The 14,345-nt window shown below is 67.1% G+C and carries 15 protein-coding genes and 1 pseudogene; 7 read left to right on the forward strand and 9 right to left on the reverse strand.

The annotated features are described in order from the left end of the window. A pseudogene (oprB, locus tag LJF27_RS09910) lies at positions 1-439 on the forward strand (carbohydrate porin OprB); the annotation flags it as partial. A gap of 214 nt (positions 440-653) precedes the next feature. Then, on the forward strand, positions 654-1,505 hold the full coding sequence (locus LJF27_RS09915; RefSeq protein WP_003112064.1) for a D-hexose-6-phosphate mutarotase: 852 nt from the start codon (positions 654-656) through the stop codon (positions 1,503-1,505). An 8-nt stretch (positions 1,506-1,513) separates the two neighbouring features. Here LJF27_RS09915 and LJF27_RS09920 read toward each other — a convergent pair whose 3' ends face one another. Continuing rightward, positions 1,514-2,371 carry a MurR/RpiR family transcriptional regulator gene (locus LJF27_RS09920; RefSeq protein WP_003091466.1) on the reverse strand — a complete coding sequence of 286 codons (858 nt, stop codon included), beginning with the start codon at positions 2,369-2,371 and terminating at the stop codon, positions 1,514-1,516. A gap of 186 nt (positions 2,372-2,557) precedes the next feature. Here LJF27_RS09920 and zwf point away from each other — a divergent pair, with 186 nt between their 5' ends. The 3 genes from zwf to LJF27_RS09935 are packed head-to-tail and all read left to right on the forward strand — an operon-like array spanning position 2,558 to position 5,410. Continuing rightward, positions 2,558-4,027: a glucose-6-phosphate dehydrogenase gene (gene zwf, locus LJF27_RS09925; RefSeq protein WP_003091465.1), complete on the forward strand. Its 1,470-nt coding sequence runs from the start codon at positions 2,558-2,560 to the stop codon at positions 4,025-4,027. Next, positions 4,014-4,730 (forward strand): 6-phosphogluconolactonase, encoded by a 717-nt coding sequence (pgl, locus tag LJF27_RS09930; protein WP_023117028.1) that lies wholly within the window; start codon positions 4,014-4,016, stop codon positions 4,728-4,730. Before zwf ends, pgl begins: the two co-directional genes overlap by 14 nt. Before the next feature lie 17 nt (positions 4,731-4,747). Beyond that, positions 4,748-5,410 (forward strand): bifunctional 4-hydroxy-2-oxoglutarate aldolase/2-dehydro-3-deoxy-phosphogluconate aldolase, encoded by a 663-nt coding sequence (locus tag LJF27_RS09935; RefSeq protein ID WP_003113440.1) that lies wholly within the window; start codon positions 4,748-4,750, stop codon positions 5,408-5,410. An 89-nt stretch (positions 5,411-5,499) separates the two neighbouring features. Here LJF27_RS09935 and LJF27_RS09940 read toward each other — a convergent pair whose 3' ends face one another. Continuing rightward, entirely contained in the window at positions 5,500-5,937 is a 438-nt protein-coding gene (locus LJF27_RS09940; RefSeq protein WP_003107683.1) for an NUDIX hydrolase, read from the reverse strand. A gap of 147 nt (positions 5,938-6,084) precedes the next feature. On the opposite strand from LJF27_RS09940, the gene rluB reads away from it, so the two are divergent. Next, positions 6,085-7,245: a 23S rRNA pseudouridine(2605) synthase RluB gene (gene rluB, locus LJF27_RS09945; RefSeq protein ID WP_003113439.1), complete on the forward strand. Its 1,161-nt coding sequence runs from the start codon at positions 6,085-6,087 to the stop codon at positions 7,243-7,245. A 92-nt stretch (positions 7,246-7,337) separates the two neighbouring features. Next, positions 7,338-7,715 carry a hypothetical protein gene (locus tag LJF27_RS09950; RefSeq protein WP_003116415.1) on the forward strand — a complete coding sequence of 126 codons (378 nt, stop codon included), beginning with the start codon at positions 7,338-7,340 and terminating at the stop codon, positions 7,713-7,715. Positions 7,716-7,821: 106 nt separating this feature from the next. On the opposite strand, the gene LJF27_RS09955 is transcribed toward LJF27_RS09950, so the two are convergent. The 7 genes from LJF27_RS09955 to ubiG all read right to left on the reverse strand — a co-directional run bounded on the left by LJF27_RS09955 (position 7,822) and on the right by ubiG (position 14,245). Next, positions 7,822-8,745 (reverse strand): GGDEF domain-containing protein, encoded by a 924-nt coding sequence (locus tag LJF27_RS09955; protein WP_003105929.1) that lies wholly within the window; start codon positions 8,743-8,745, stop codon positions 7,822-7,824. 228 nt (positions 8,746-8,973) lie between these two features. Continuing rightward, a complete protein-coding gene (gene gltS, locus LJF27_RS09960; RefSeq protein ID WP_023109808.1) occupies positions 8,974-10,188 on the reverse strand; it encodes a sodium/glutamate symporter in 1,215 nt (404 codons plus the stop codon). A 38-nt stretch (positions 10,189-10,226) separates the two neighbouring features. Further along, positions 10,227-11,162, reverse strand: coding sequence for a formimidoylglutamase (gene hutG / locus LJF27_RS09965; RefSeq protein ID WP_023117027.1), 936 nt, complete (start codon positions 11,160-11,162; stop codon positions 10,227-10,229). 15 nt (positions 11,163-11,177) lie between these two features. Further along, complete coding sequence (locus tag LJF27_RS09970; RefSeq protein WP_023117026.1) at positions 11,178-11,906, reverse strand: IclR family transcriptional regulator; 729 nt, start codon at positions 11,904-11,906, stop codon at positions 11,178-11,180. Between the two features lie 158 nt (positions 11,907-12,064). Beyond that, complete coding sequence (locus tag LJF27_RS09975; RefSeq protein WP_003091453.1) at positions 12,065-12,805, reverse strand: YciK family oxidoreductase; 741 nt, start codon at positions 12,803-12,805, stop codon at positions 12,065-12,067. 64 nt (positions 12,806-12,869) lie between these two features. Further along, on the reverse strand, positions 12,870-13,550 hold the full coding sequence (mupP, locus tag LJF27_RS09980; protein ID WP_003119716.1) for an N-acetylmuramic acid 6-phosphate phosphatase MupP: 681 nt from the start codon (positions 13,548-13,550) through the stop codon (positions 12,870-12,872). After that, entirely contained in the window at positions 13,547-14,245 is a 699-nt protein-coding gene (gene ubiG, locus LJF27_RS09985) for a bifunctional 2-polyprenyl-6-hydroxyphenol methylase/3-demethylubiquinol 3-O-methyltransferase UbiG (protein WP_003122245.1), read from the reverse strand. The genes mupP and ubiG overlap by 4 nt, the downstream gene beginning before the upstream one ends. Positions 14,246-14,345: the final 100 nt, after the last annotated feature.

Consider the following 14,345-nt stretch of genomic DNA (forward strand, 5'->3'; position numbering starts at 1 on the left):
GTGGGTGGTGGCGCAGCAGCAGGTCACTTCGCACAACGGCGATGCCTCGCGCGGGTTGAGCCTGTTCGCCAACCTGACGGTCCACGACAAGGCGACCAACGTGGTGGACAACTACCAGCAGCTCGGGATGGTCTACAAGGGGCCGTTCGACGCGCGGCCGAAGGACGACATCGGCCTGGGCATCGCGCGCATCCATGTCAACGACGATGTGAAGAAGCGCCAGCGCCTGGTGAACCAGGTGAACGGCATCGACGACTACGACAACCCGCTGTACCAGCCGCTGCAGGACACCGAGTACAACGCCGAGCTGTACTACGGGGTGCATGTGACCGACTGGCTGACGGTGCGGCCGAACCTGCAGTACATCAAGCAGCCGGGCGGGGTCGACGAGGTCGACAACGCGCTGGTGGCGGGGATCAAGATCCAGACGGTGTTCTGATCGTCGCGTTGCCTGCTCCGGTGTTGTGCCTGGACCCGCCCGAGCGTTTCGGGCGGGCCGTTTTTTTCCGGCGACCGCTCTTCCCGGCTGCCTGTTACAAACCGACTACGCTTTTCCTGTGCCGATCATTTGGGGCTTGCGTGCGAAATGTAGTAAAACTACACGGATGCACGCCCGGGCTTTCCGGGAAGGGGAGAGGGTAGGACAATCGGACATGCTTGAGCATCCGCTGCAGCGTTTCTTTCATTCCATGCGGGCCAAGCGACCGTTCGACTGGGTACGCTTCCAACGTCGCGATCTGCTGTTGATCGACCATCCGCTGTGCCAGGCCGTATTCAGTCGGCAAGGGGCGCAGCTCCTGCATTTCCAGCCACAGGGCGAACGCCCGTTGCTGTGGTGCGCCAGCGAATGGCCGGCCCTCAGCAGCGCGCCGGTGCGCGGCGGCATCCCGGTCTGCTGGCCGTGGTTCGGCAGCCATCCGAACGGCAGCGAATGGCCGCAGCAGGGCTGGGCGCGGCAACGCGAATGGCGCCTGCTGGATGCCTACGCCGACGAAAGCAAGGTGGTGGTGAGCTGGCAACTGGACCTGGAGGACTGGCACGTGCGCCTCGATGCGCGCCTTGGCCAGCGCCTGGAGCTGGAGCTGTGCAGCTACCATGAGGAAGACGACGATTGCCTGTTCAGCTTCGCCCTGCAGCCCTACTGGCGGGTCGGCGCGCTGAGCCGGGTGGTGGTGCACGGCATGGAGCTGGAGTCGGCTCGCGGCCAGCGCGGCGCTTCGCGGATTCCGGGAACCTGGATACCGCGCGGCGCGGTCAAGCAGGTGCTCTACCATCCCGGATCGCTGGTGCTGGAGGACGGCGGCTGGAACCGCCGCTTGCGGATCGACAAGAACGTCAGCGCCGGCAGCGTGATCTGGCACCCCGGCAGCCGCCCGGTGGAGCAGGTCGAGCCGGGCGAAGCGGAACGCTTCCTCTGTATCGGCGCCGCTGGCTACCGCCCGGGCGGGCTGATCCTGGCGCCCGGCGAACGCATGCGCCTGAGTCTCGCCGCCGGCTTGCAATAGGCGGGCGGTCAGTTGTCCTCGTCGAGGGGATAGCGGGTTGGCACCAGGCTTTCCTTGATCCGCCGCAGGTGCGGCTGGAAGTCCACGCCGCGGCGCAGGGTCACTCCGGTGGCCAGTACGTCGAGCACGGTGAGCTGGACGATCCGCGAAGTCATCGGCATGTAGATGTCGGTGTCTTCCGGCAACGGGATGTCCAGGCACAGGGTGCTGGCCCTGGCCAGCGGCGAGCCGGCGGCGGTCAGGCCGAGCACCGAGGCGCCGTTCTCCCGCGCCAGGTGCGCCACCTCCACCAGCTCGCGGGTGCGTCCGGTATAGGAAATCACCACGAACAGGTCGCCGGTATGCGCCACCGAGGCGATCATCCGTTGCATCAGCACGTCGGCCTGGGCGCTCACCGCCAGGTTGAAGCGGAAGAACTTGTGCTGCGCGTCGAGCGCTACCGAGGCCGAGGCGCCAAGACCGAAGAAGTGGATCTGCCGGGCCTGGATCAACAGGTCCACGGCGCGGTCGATGACGCGTGGGTCGAGCAACTTGTGGGCGCTGTCGAGGGAGGCGATGGTGTTGCTGAAGATCTTCCGCGTATAGGCTTCCGGCCCGTCGTCCTCGGCTACCGCCTGGGTTACGAAGGCAGCGCCGCTGGCCAGGCTCTGGGCCAGCTGGATCTTCAGTTCCGGATAGCCGCTCATGCCGAAGGAGCGACAGAAGCGGTTCACCGTCGGTTCGCTGACCGCTGCCGCCTGGGCCAGGGCGGCGATGCTGAAACGGGTGGCCTGCTGCGGGTTCTGCAGGATGACCTCGGCGACTTTGCGCTCCGCCTTGTTCAGTTCGTCCAGGCGGCTCTGGATCTGCTCCAGCAGGTTTTTCATCCGGGTTCCTCGTGTTCTGTCGGCCCGGCGGGGAAGGGCCGGCGGCGGCGCCTATCCTAACGTCAGGCCGGCATGCGACCAACAGCGTGGCGGGCTGGGAAAAATATGTTGTTTAATTACTACATATTTGTCTTAATTGCGCAGTGGATGGCTCAATATCACTCAATATTTGGTTGGTAACAACAAATGCCTGATGTCCGCGTTCTGCCTTGCACGTTAGCGCTGTTCGGTGCGCTGGGCGATCTCGCCTTGCGCAAGCTGTTCCCGGCGCTCTACCAACTCGATCGTGAGAACCTGCTGCACCGCGATACCCGCGTCCTGGCCCTGGCCCGTGACGAAGGCGCTCCCGCCGAACACCTGGCGACGCTGGAGCAGCGCCTGCGCCTGGCAGTGCCGGCGAAGGAGTGGGACGACGCGGTCTGGCAGCGTTTCCGCGAACGCCTCGACTACCTGAGCATGGACTTCCTCGACCCGCAGGCCTATGTCGGCTTGCGCGAGGCGGTGGATGACGAACTGCCGCTGGTCGCCTACTTCGCCACGCCGGCCTCGGTGTTCGGCGGCATCTGCGAGAACCTCGCCGCCGCCGGTCTCGCCGAGCGCACCCGGGTGGTGCTGGAGAAGCCTATCGGTCATGACCTGGAGTCGTCCCGCGAGGTCAACGAGGCAGTCGCCCGGTTCTTCCCGGAAAGCCGCATCTACCGGATTGACCATTACCTGGGCAAGGAGACGGTGCAGAACCTGATCGCCCTGCGCTTCGCCAACAGCCTCTTCGAGACCCAGTGGAACCAGAACCACATCTCCCACGTGGAGATCACCGTGGCCGAGAAGGTCGGCATCGAAGGCCGCTGGGGCTACTTCGACCAGGCCGGGCAACTGCGCGACATGGTGCAGAACCACCTGCTGCAACTGCTCTGCCTGATCGCCATGGATCCGCCCAGCGACCTTTCGGCGGACAGCATTCGCGACGAGAAGGTCAAGGTCCTCCGCGCCCTCGAGCCGATTCCCGCCGAACAACTGGCTTCGCGCGTGGTGCGTGGGCAGTACACCGCCGGTTTCAGCGACGGCAAGGCAGTGCCGGGCTACCTGGAGGAGGAACATGCGAATCGCGACAGCGACGCGGAAACCTTCGTCGCCCTGCGCGTGGATATCCGCAACTGGCGCTGGTCGGGCGTGCCGTTCTACCTGCGCACCGGCAAGCGCATGCCGCAGAAGCTGTCGCAGATCGTCATCCACTTCAAGGAGCCGCCGCACTACATCTTCGCTCCCGAGCAGCGTTCGCTGATCAGCAACCGGCTGATCATCCGCCTGCAGCCGGACGAAGGGATCTCCCTGCAAGTGATGACCAAGGACCAGGGCCTGGGCAAGGGCATGCAATTGCGTACCGGCCCGCTGCAACTGAGTTTTTCCGAGACCTACCACGCGGCGCGGATTCCCGATGCCTACGAGCGTCTGCTGCTGGAGGTCACCCAGGGCAACCAGTACCTGTTCGTACGCAAGGACGAGGTGGAGTTCGCCTGGAAGTGGTGCGACCAGCTGATCGCCGGCTGGGAACGCCTGAGCGAAGCGCCCAAGCCGTATCCGGCGGGGAGTTGGGGGCCGGTGGCCTCGGTGGCCCTGGTGGCCCGCGATGGGAGGAGTTGGTATGGCGATTTCTGAGTTGAAGCTGCCGGCCGGCGTCGGCCTGCAGGTCTGGGGCAGCGCCGCCGAGCAGGCCCGCGGCCTGGCCGCCGAGGTCGCCGGCCGGTTGCGCTTGGCGCTGGCCGAGCAGGGCCAGGCGCTGCTGGTGGTGTCCGGTGGGCGCAGTCCGGTGGCCTTCCTCGAAGCCTTGAGCGAGGAGCCGCTGGACTGGTCGCGGATCACCGTCAGCCTGGCCGACGAGCGCTGGGTGCCGGAGTCGCATGCCGATAGCAACGCCGGCCTGGTTCGCCGCCACCTGCTCCGTGGCGAGGCGGCGAAGGCGCGCTTCATCGGCCTCTACCAGCCGGCGGCGAGCCTGGAGGAAGCGGCCGAGCTGGCCGACCATCACCTGCACGAGCTGCCATTGCCGATCGACGTGCTGGTCCTCGGCATGGGCGACGACGGCCATACCGCCTCGCTGTTCCCGAACAGCCCTGGCCTGGACCTGGCGATGGATCCCCAGGGGACGCGCCGTTGCCTGCCGATGTGGGCGCCGAGCGTGCCGCACCAGCGTCTGACCCTGCCGCGCGCCGTGCTGGCGGCGGCGAAGGTGCGGCTGCTGGCGATCCAGGGCCAGTCCAAGCTGGCCACCCTGAACGCCGCGCTGGCGGTCGAGGACGAACGGCGGATGCCGGTTCGCGCCTTCCTCCGCGCGCCGCTGACGATCCATTGGTACCCCTGAGTGGCGGAGCTGTAGCCATGCACAACCTTGAACAGAAGACCGCCCGCATCGACACGCTGTGCCGGGAGGCGCGCATCCTCCCGGTGATCACCATCGACCGCGAGGCGGACATCCTGCCGATGGCCGATGCCCTCGCCGCCGGCGGCCTGACCGCCCTGGAGATCACCCTGCGCACGGCGCACGGGCTGACTGCCATCCGGCGCCTCAGCGAGGAGCGCCCGCACCTGCGCATCGGCGCCGGCACCGTGCTCGACCCGCGGACCTTCGCCGCTGCGGAAAAGGCCGGGGCGAGCTTCGTGGTCACCCCGGGTTGCACCGACGAGTTGCTGCGCTTCGCCCTGGACAGCGAAGTCCCGCTGTTGCCCGGCGTGGCCAGCGCTTCCGAGATCATGCTCGCCTACCGCCATGGCTACCGCCGCTTCAAGCTGTTTCCCGCCGAAGTCAGCGGCGGCCCGGCGGCGCTGAAGGCGTTCTCGGGACCATTCCCCGATATCCGCTTCTGCCCCACCGGAGGCGTCAGCCTGAACAATCTCGCCGACTACCTGGCGGTACCCAACGTGATGTGCGTCGGCGGCACCTGGATGCTGCCCAAGGCCGTGGTCGACCGCGGCGACTGGGCCCAGGTCGAGCGCCTCAGCCGCGAAGCCCTGGAGCGCTTCGCCGAGCACCGCAGACACTGAGACTGCCCGCCTGGGCATGCCCGGCTTCGGCCGGGTTTTTTTATGCCGTCCGGATTATCCGGGGCATGGAACGGCTAACGTCATCGGCGTTATTCGCCGATGCGCCGGCGTTCCCGCAGATAGTCGCCGAGCCGGCTCTGCAGGTAGGGTACGGCCATGGCATGCGCGAGGTAGGCGTCCACCTCCATCAATCGCCAGTATTGTCCTTCGTCGCCGAAGCGGATGGCCTCGAACTCGCGGTCCTCCAGGCGCGCCACCAGGAAGTAGGCGAAGGGCGCGCTGCCGCTGGTGCTCGGATACTGTCGCTGCCATTCGATACGAGGTTCTTCCAGGCGGATGGAGAACTCTTCCTCGAGTTCGCGCAGGGCGCATTCGGCAGGCGTCTCCAGGCCCTCACGGCCGCCGCCGGGAAAGTCCCAGTAGCCGGGGAAGGGAATGCCGGGTTTTTCGTCGCGTTTGTAGACGACCAGGTGGTCGCCATAGAACAGCGCCAGCTTGGCGCCGCTGAAGGGAGGGACATCGTGCACCGGGGCCTCCGGGTGGCGGGGTGGGTGAACCCGGCCTAGTCTAGCGGGATTGTCCGGGTTTCCGCCCGGGGACGGTGCTTTGTCCTGACGAAGCGCGTATGATGCGCGCCCTTCGATTCGTTGCCAGCCACACCGGGAGGTGCCCAGATGAACGATACCCCAGAGAATCCCCACGTACCGGTCGGGGAAAAATTGCAGAAAGTCCTCGCCCGTCTCGGCGTCGGTTCCCGGCGCGACGTAGAAGTGTGGATCGCCGAAGGCCGGGTCAACGTCAATGGCAGCGTGGCCAGCCTCGGCCAGCGGGTCGACAGCCACGATGCGATCACCGTCGATGGCCACCTGATCCGTCGCGAAGAGGCCGCCGAGAGTGTCCGTCGCGTGCTGATCTACAACAAGCCGGAAGGCGAGGTCTGCACCCGCGACGATCCGGAAGGCCGCCCGACCATCTTCGACCGCCTGCCGCGCCTGCGCACCGGTCGCTGGATCAATGTCGGTCGCCTGGACATCAATACCACCGGCCTGCTGCTGTTCACCACCGATGGCGAACTGGCCAACCGCCTGATGCATCCTTCCTATGAGATGGACCGTGAATACGCGGTACGGGTGCGCGGCGAGGTCACCGAAGAGATGATCGAGCGCCTGCTCAACGGCGTGATGCTCGAGGACGGCCCGGCCAAGTTCAGCGATATCCAGCAGGCGCCGGGCGGCGAAGGCTTCAACCACTGGTACCACTGCGTAGTGATGGAGGGCCGCAACCGCGAGGTGCGCCGGTTGTGGGAATCCCAGGGGTTGGTGGTCAGCCGCCTCAAGCGGGTGCGTTTCGGCCCGGTGTTCCTGACCTCCGAGCTGACCATGGGCCGCTACCGCGAAATGGACCAGCGCGAGATCGATATCCTCAGCGAGGAAGTCGGCCTCAAGCCGGTGGCCCTGCCGGGCATGACCACCAAGGCGCGCGAGAAGGCCGAACGCCAGCAGCGCAAGCAGGCCCGTCCGCTGGCGCGCAGCGAGCGTCCGGAAGCCGGGCGCAAGCGTGCGCCGCGGCGCGAGGACGGCGAAAATGCCGCTCGTCGCGCGCCGGCTTCGCGTCCCGCGCGCGGTCCGCAGCCGAGCGCCGAGCGCAAGGGGCGCGAGCAGGGCACTCCGGTTGCCGAGCGGCCCCGCGAGAGCAACCGCAAGCCGCGCCCGAGCAAGCCGCGCGACGAGCGTCCGGCCAGCGCGCCGGGCGACAAGCCGGCGGCCCGCAAGCCGCAGGTCAAGCGGCGGCCGAAACCGGCCGGCGACGGTATGCGTCCGGGCTTCCGCCGCTGAGCGGAAAGCGCCCTGGAAAGGCCCCTTCGGGGGCCTTTTTCATGCCTGGGAATCGGTGTCTAATGGTCGCCCGCACACAAGGAGGTGGTGAAATGCACAGGATCCTGGCTATCGCGCTCTGCATGCTATGGAGCGTCGCCGGGCTGGCCGCGGATGCGGCGATGCCGGCGCAGAGCTGCGCAAGCCTTGGCGAGGCGACGGCCGGCCCCGAGGACAACTTCCGTCCGCCGCTGGAGGGCGAGGTGATCGACAAGGGGCGCGCCTATTTCCACAGCGCGCCGCGTGCCGACTGTGTCACCGGGGTCTTCGTGATTCCCGGCGACTTCATCACTGTCTACAAGCCGAGCGGCGAGTGGCTGAACGTCATGTACGTGGCTCGAGACGGCAAGGAAACCAGCGGCTGGCTGCTGGAGAAGCGCGTCCGCTTGCGCCAGGCCTATGGCGGCCCGGACGAGCCGGCGCAGCCATAAGAGGCAGGACCTTGGCGGAAACCGTGACTGCGCCGGTGAGAGCCGTTGCTACTGCCGTCGCCCAATGCGCCCGCTCCGCGCTTCGGGGTGTGCGAGTCGGCAAGCCTCAGGCGCAGCGCAGGCGGTTGCGGCCGTCGCGCTTGGCTTCGTAGAGCGCCTCGTCGACCCGTCGCAGCAGGTCGTCGCTGCCTTCGCCGGGCCGCAGGTCGGCGCAACCGAGGCTGATCGACAGCTTCAGCGGTTCGCCGGCGTGCCGGTAGTCCAGTTCCTCCACAGCCTGGCGCAGGCGTTCGCCGACCATGCAGGCAGCCTGCAGCGGCGTGCTGGACAGCAGGACGAGGAATTCCTCGCCGCCGAAGCGGAACACCATGTCGACATTGCGCAGGTGGTCCTTGATGGTTTCCGCCACGGCCTTGAGGGCTTCGTCGCCGACGGCGTGACCGTAGTGGTCGTTGACCCGCTTGAAGTGGTCGATATCGAGCATCAGCACCGAGAGCGGTTGCAGGTTGCGCCGGGCCAGTTCCAGTTCGCGGCCGAGCGCCTGGTCCATGGCTATGCGGTTGCCGGTGCCGGTCAGGGCGTCGCGCAGGGCGGTCTGGATCGCGGCGCGATAGAGCAGGGCGTTGCGCAGCGGGAACAGCAGGGTGCCGAGCAGGCTCTCCAGTTGCCGTTGTTCGTCTTCGCCGAGGCGCTGGCGGCGACGGAAGATCAGTTCGCCGAGGTAGTCGCTGTCATGGCTCAGGCGATAGCTCACCGAATGCTTGGCGCTGCTGCCGAACTCCAGGCGCAGGTCGGAGCCCGGATGGCGGTAGCCAAGGGCATCCAGCGGGATCAGTTGGCGGACTTCCTCGAAGAACAGGCCGAGAATCCGCTCCGCCTCCAGGCTGCTCTGCAACTGTAGGGTCAGTTGCTGGCGCAACTCCGTCAGGTTGCTGGCGCGCGGCCCGCTGGCGTTGCCACCGGGCTGGGGGCCGCGCTTCTGCTTGGCGGCGTCGAAATCGATGGTATTGGACTGCTTGGGAGGAGCCATGCGCGGAACCTCTGGCGCGAAAGACGGCGACAGTAGGGCTAAGGCGAGTTTCGTGCCAGCCAACTGAAGAACGGAGAAATCAGAGGCACAGACAGGTTTTCCTAGGAATGGTTTCCACATTCTGTAGGAATTTCGGAGAGATTTCGACGGAATAATGGCGTTTTGCTGGCGAGTGGCCGAGGCGCTCGTCGGAAAGCTGGCGCTCCGCTAGCGGAGCGCCGCCATGGTTCAACTGAAGGCGTTGATGAACCAGGTGATCGCCGGGATGGCGACGAGATCGATCAGTACCGCGCCGCACAGGGGCACGATGATGAAGGCCTTGTGCGAGAACACCCGATAGTGCTCGCAGACCGCGCCCATGTTGGCCACCGCGTTGGGCGTGGCGCCCAGGCCGTGGCCGAGGAAGCCGGCGCAGAGCACCGCGGCGTCGTAGTTGCGGCCGAGCAGGCGGAACAGCACGAAGATCGTCAGCAGCAACAGCACCGCGACCTGGATGAACAGTACGCCGAGCAGCGGCAGGCCGAGGTTCTCCAGCTCCCAGAACTTCAGGCTCATCATCGCCATGGTCAGGAAGATGCCCAGGCAGACGTCGCCCAGGGTGCCGACGGCGTGGTCCGGAATGCGCAGCCAGCCGAGCCGGTCGTCGAGGTTGCGCAGGACGATGGCGATGAACATCGCCCCGACATAACTGGGCAGCACCAGGCCCAGGCGTTCCTCGAGCGCGTCGCCGAGCCAGAAGCCGAGCACCATCACCAGCAGCACGCAGGTCAGCAGGCGCAGCAGGAGATTGCCGTCCAGCGTGGCCGCCGCATGCTGGCGTCGCTCCTGCTGGCCGAGGGCTTCCAGCCGATTGTCGCTTTCCGCCTGCACCGGCAGGCGGTTGCGTTCGATCAGCCAGTGCGCCACCGGGCTGCCGAGCAGCCCGCCAGCGACCATGCCGAAGGTGGCCGAGGCCAGCGCCACGGTGGTCGCGCCCTGGGCGCCGAGCCCTTCCGCAACCGGGCCGAAGGCCGCCGCCGCGCCGAAGCCGCCTTCCAGCGAGACCGCGCCGGCCATGATCCCGAGCAACGGGTCGAGGCCGAGCAGTCCGGCGCTGCCGACGCCGATCAGGTTCTGCAGTATCGCCAGCGCCCAGCAGGCCGACAGGTAGACCAGCAGGGTCTTGCCGCCCTTGCGCAGCAGGCCGAGGCTGCCACCGAGGCCGACGGTGGTGAAGAACGCCACCATCAGGGGTGTCTGCAGGCTGGTGTCGAGGCCGATGTCGAGCCAGCCGCGATCCCTGAGCAGCCAGACCAGGAAGGCGAAGCCGAAGCCGGCGATCACCGGCGACGGTACGCACAGACGTGTCAGCCAGCGGCTGCGCTTCTTCAATTGGCTGCCGAGGGCGAGCAGGAGCAGGGCGAGGGCGGTGGTGGACAGGGCGTCCAGGTGCAATGTCGGCATGGCGTGGCTCTATTGTTGTTGTGTGGGCGAAAGGGCGATCAGTTGACCAGGCTGTCGACCAGGCGCGCGGCGATCCGGGCGGTGCGCTGGTCGCTATCGAGTTGCGGGTTGAGTTCGGCGATGTCGGCCAGGCGCAGCTTGCCGCTGGCCTTGGCGCGGCGGACCAGGTGCTCCACCACCGGCATTTCCACGCCGTGCGCCGAGGGCGCGCTGACGCCGGGCGCCTGGGCGGCCGGGAGCACGTCGAGGCAAACGGTCAGGTAGAGGTGGTCGACGGATTGCAGGAAGCTGTCGAGGAAGGCTTCGCTGCGTTCCAGGTTCCATGGCTGCAACTGGCGGTCCAGCAGGTAGCGCACACCCAGGCGCTGGGCCTGGTCGAACAGCGCCGCGGTGTTGCTCAGGCGGCTGATGCCCAGGCAGCAGTAGGCGAACGGCCAGTCGCTGGCCTGGCAGAGTTCGGCGATCTGGCGGAACGGCGTGCCGGAGCTGGCCCGTTCGGCGTGGCGCAGGTCGAAATGCGCGTCGAAATTGAGGATACCGATGCGCGGCAGGCGCTCATGCCGACTCAAGTGGCGGGCGAGGCCGGCGAAGCTGGCGTAGGCGATTTCGTGGCCGCCGCCCAGTCCGACCACCCGGTGGCCGCGCGCGAGCAGGTCGGCGACGCGTTGCGCGTAGCATTCCTGGGCGGCTTCCAGATCGTCGCCGGCGACGATGTCGCCGGCATCGTAGATCGCTTGCTCGCCGTGCCAGGCCAGGTTGGCCAGCGCGTGACGCAAGGCTGGCGGTCCGTGGCGCGCGCCCTGGCGACCCTGGTTGCGGCGCACGCCTTCGTCGCTGGCGAACCCGAGCAGCACGCTGGCCGCTTCGGCGTCGTCTGCGTAGGGACGCATCCATTGGTGCCAGCGCCGCGCGTCGGCGCCTTCCTGGCTATCGATCCGGCCTTGCCAGAGGCTCATGTCGGGGGCGGGGTACATCGAAACTCCTGTCGGTCAGTCCAGCCGCGCGGAAAGTCGCGCGGCGGCGTCGAGGGTCCATTGCCGCAAGCGTTCGCTGCGCGACTGGGCGCGCAAGGTGGGGGCCATCAGGCTGAGGGCGCCGTGCAGGCGCTGGCGGCTGTCCAGCAGCGGTACGCTGATGCCCCAGACGCCTTCGTCGATCTCGCCCTGGCTGACGGCGTAGCCCTGTTCGCGGATCAGCCGGAGTTCCTGCTCCAGCTTGTCGATACGCTCGGCGGAGAGTTCCTGGGCGAGGTACAGCTCCTCGCGCCGTTCGTCCTCCAGGTGCGCCAGCAGGGCTTTGGCCGAGGCGCCATGCAACAGCGGCTGCGCCAGCCCTTTCTGGTAGCAGCAGCGCAGCGGCTGCGGACTGTCGAACAGTTCCAGGCAGATCGCCTGCTGGTTGCTGGCCACCATCAGCGCCACGCTCTCCTGGCTCAGGTCGGCCAGGCGCTTGAGTTCCGGTTTGGCGAGACCGATCAGCGAGGCCTCGCGATCGAATTTCTTCGCCAGTTGCAGGCAGGCCGGGCCGGGCAGGTAGCGGCCCTGGCCGGCCTGTTCTTCGGCCAGGCCCCAGCGCAACAGGGTCTTCAGGTGCCGGTAGGTGCTGCTCAGCGGCTGCTCCAGGGTCAGCGACAGCTCCTTGGCAGACAGGGCTTCGGGAGCCTGGCCGAGGGCAATGAGGATCTGCAGCAGGCGATCGGTGGGGGAATGCTTCGACATGGGAACTCCTTGACCCACAGGGTGAAGGCGATTTCCCGGAAAATGAAACCACTTTCCCACTCAGTGGGAAAAATATGCAAAAAGAATGGGAAGTTCCGGACGGGAAGAGGGAAGGGAAGGACAGGGCAGCCTCGCCGGGCGGCGAGGCTGCCGGGGAATCACTGGGCGTCGAAGGCCTGGCCGTTGACGCCGGCGCTGTCCGGCCCCATGAGGTACAGATAGACCGGCATGATCTCCTCGCCGGTGGGGTTGTTCAGCGGGTTTTCCCCAGGGTAGGCGAGGGCGCGCATGCTGGTGCGGGTGGCGCCGGGGTTGACGCTGTTGGCGCGGATCGCGCTGGTACCGTCGAGTTCGTCGGCAAGGGTCTGCATCAGGCCCTCGGTGGCGAACTTCGATACCGAATAGGCGCCCCAGTAGGCGCGGCCCTTCCGGCCCACGCTGCTCGAGGTAAAGATGATCGAGGCGTCGCTGGAGAGCTTCATCAGCGGCAGCATGGCGGTGGTCAGCATGAACATGGCATTGACGTTCACCTGCATCACGCGCATGAAGTTCTCCCCGGAAATCTGCTGCATCGGCGAGCGCGGACCGAGGATCGAAGCGTTGTGCAGCAGGCCGTCGATGCGGCCGAACTCGTTCTCCAGGGTTGCCGCCAGTTCCTCGAACTGGTGCGGCTGGGCGGTCTCCAGGTTGAACGGGATCACGGCGGCCTGCGGATGGCCGGCGGCCTCGATGGCGTCGTAGACCTCGTTCAGGTACTCCTCGGTCTTGCCCAGCAGCAGCACGGTGGCGCCGTGGGCGGCGAAGGTCTTGGCGGCGGCGGCGCCGATGCCGCGGCCGGCGCCGGTGACCAGGATCACGCGGTCTTTCAGCAGGTCGGGGCGGGCGGAGTACTGGAACATGTCGAATCCTTTGAATGCATGACCCGCCTGGCGGCGGGTCGTTGTCTGTCGGCGGCGCTGCGGATCAGCAGTCGCAGAGCGCGCGGTCGAGAACGTCGATGAGTTCGCGCGGGTGGTCGACGATCACGTCGGCGCCCCAGTGCGCGGGGTTGTCTTCGGGGTGGATGTAGCCGTAGCGCACCGCCGCGGTCTTGGTCCCGGCGTCGCGGCCGGATTCGATGTCGCGCAGGTCGTCGCCGATGAACAGCACCCTCGACGGATCGATGCCGAGCTGGCTACAGGCCAGTAGCAGCGGCTCGGGATCGGGCTTGCTGCGGGTCACGTGGTCCGGACAGACCAGCACCCTGGAACGCTCGGCGTAGCCCAGGCGCTGCATGATCGGTTCGGCGAAGCGCACCGGCTTGTTGGTCACCACGCCCCAGATCAACCCGGCTTTCTCGATCGCCGCGAGCAGTTCGGGGATGCCGTCGTAGGGCCGGCTGAGAACCGCGCAATGCTCCTGGTAGCGGTCGAGGAACTCCTGGCGCAGGGGTTCCAGTTCCGGGCTGTCCAGCGACAGGCCGAAGGCCGCGGCAACCATCGCGCGCGCGCCGCCGGAGACCACGTCGCGCACCCGTTGCTCGTCCACCGGCGGCAGGCCGTGGGCGGCACGCATGGCCTGGGTGATGGCGATGAAGTCCGGCGCCGTGTCGAGCAGGGTGCCATCCATGTCGAACAGTACCGCTTTGAGCCGCATGCGCTTCACGCCTCCCGCTGGGTCTGGACCATGTAGTTGACGTCGACGTCGTTGGCCAGCTTGTAGTGCTTGGTCAGCGGGTTGTAGGTCAGGCCGATGATGTCCTTGACCTCGAGACCGGCCTCGCGCGACCAGGCGCCGAGTTCCGACGGACGGATGAACTTGCGGAAATCGTGGGTCCCGCGCGGCAGCAACTGGAGGATGTATTCCGCGCCGATCACCGCGAACAGGTAGGCCTTGGGATTGCGGTTGATGGTCGAGAGGAATACCTGTCCGCCCGGCTTGACCAGGCGGTGGCAGGCGCGGATCACCGAGGCCGGGTCCGGCACGTGTTCGAGCATCTCCAGGCAGGTGACCACGTCGAATTGCCCGGGCATTTCCTCGGCCATCTGCTCGGCGGTGATCTGCCGGTAGTCGACGGCGACGCCGGATTCCAGCTGGTGCAGGCGCGCCACCGCGAGCGGCGCTTCGCCCATGTCGATGCCGGTGACGCTGGCGCCGCGCTGGGCCATGGCTTCGCTGAGGATGCCGCCGCCGCAACCGATGTCGAGCACCTTCTTGCCGGCCAGGCCGGCGCGCTCGTCGATCCAGTTGACGCGCAGCGGGTTGATGTCGTGGAGTGGCTTGAACTCGCTCTCGCGGTCCCACCAGCGATGGGCCAGTGCCTCGAATTTGGCGATCTCGGCGTGGTCGACGTTGCTCATAATCGTTCCCGTTGAAGAGTGAAGCCTTTGGGGGAAGGGCCGCGGCGGCGGAATCCAATCCTTCATGTTGCCAGCTTTGGCGGAGGGATGGGGCCGGCGG

It is taken from the genome of Pseudomonas sp. 203-8 (assembly GCF_020708595.1).
GTDB lineage: Bacteria > Pseudomonadota > Gammaproteobacteria > Pseudomonadales > Pseudomonadaceae > Pseudomonas > Pseudomonas aeruginosa.

What these genes read in the sequence shown, in the direction of transcription:
- ubiG (WP_003122245.1), bottom strand. Translation starts at nt 14,245, where the DNA reads ATGAGCAACGTCGACCACGCCGAGATCGCCAAATTCGAGGCACTGGCC.
- hutG (WP_023117027.1), bottom strand. Translation starts at nt 11,162, where the DNA reads ATGTACCCCGCCCCCGACATGAGCCTCTGGCAAGGCCGGATCGATAGC.
- LJF27_RS09915 (WP_003112064.1), top strand. Translation starts at nt 654, where the DNA reads ATGCTTGAGCATCCGCTGCAGCGTTTCTTTCATTCCATGCGGGCCAAG.
- LJF27_RS09975 (WP_003091453.1), bottom strand. Translation starts at nt 12,805, where the DNA reads ATGTTCCAGTACTCCGCCCGCCCCGACCTGCTGAAAGACCGCGTGATC.
- LJF27_RS09970 (WP_023117026.1), bottom strand. Translation starts at nt 11,906, where the DNA reads ATGTCGAAGCATTCCCCCACCGATCGCCTGCTGCAGATCCTCATTGCC.
- LJF27_RS09950 (WP_003116415.1), top strand. Translation starts at nt 7,338, where the DNA reads ATGCACAGGATCCTGGCTATCGCGCTCTGCATGCTATGGAGCGTCGCC.
- LJF27_RS09920 (WP_003091466.1), bottom strand. Translation starts at nt 2,371, where the DNA reads ATGAAAAACCTGCTGGAGCAGATCCAGAGCCGCCTGGACGAACTGAAC.
- LJF27_RS09935 (WP_003113440.1), top strand. Translation starts at nt 4,748, where the DNA reads ATGCACAACCTTGAACAGAAGACCGCCCGCATCGACACGCTGTGCCGG.
- LJF27_RS09955 (WP_003105929.1), bottom strand. Translation starts at nt 8,745, where the DNA reads ATGGCTCCTCCCAAGCAGTCCAATACCATCGATTTCGACGCCGCCAAG.
- gltS (WP_023109808.1), bottom strand. Translation starts at nt 10,188, where the DNA reads ATGCCGACATTGCACCTGGACGCCCTGTCCACCACCGCCCTCGCCCTG.
- pgl (WP_023117028.1), top strand. Translation starts at nt 4,014, where the DNA reads ATGGCGATTTCTGAGTTGAAGCTGCCGGCCGGCGTCGGCCTGCAGGTC.
- zwf (WP_003091465.1), top strand. Translation starts at nt 2,558, where the DNA reads ATGCCTGATGTCCGCGTTCTGCCTTGCACGTTAGCGCTGTTCGGTGCG.
- rluB (WP_003113439.1), top strand. Translation starts at nt 6,085, where the DNA reads ATGAACGATACCCCAGAGAATCCCCACGTACCGGTCGGGGAAAAATTG.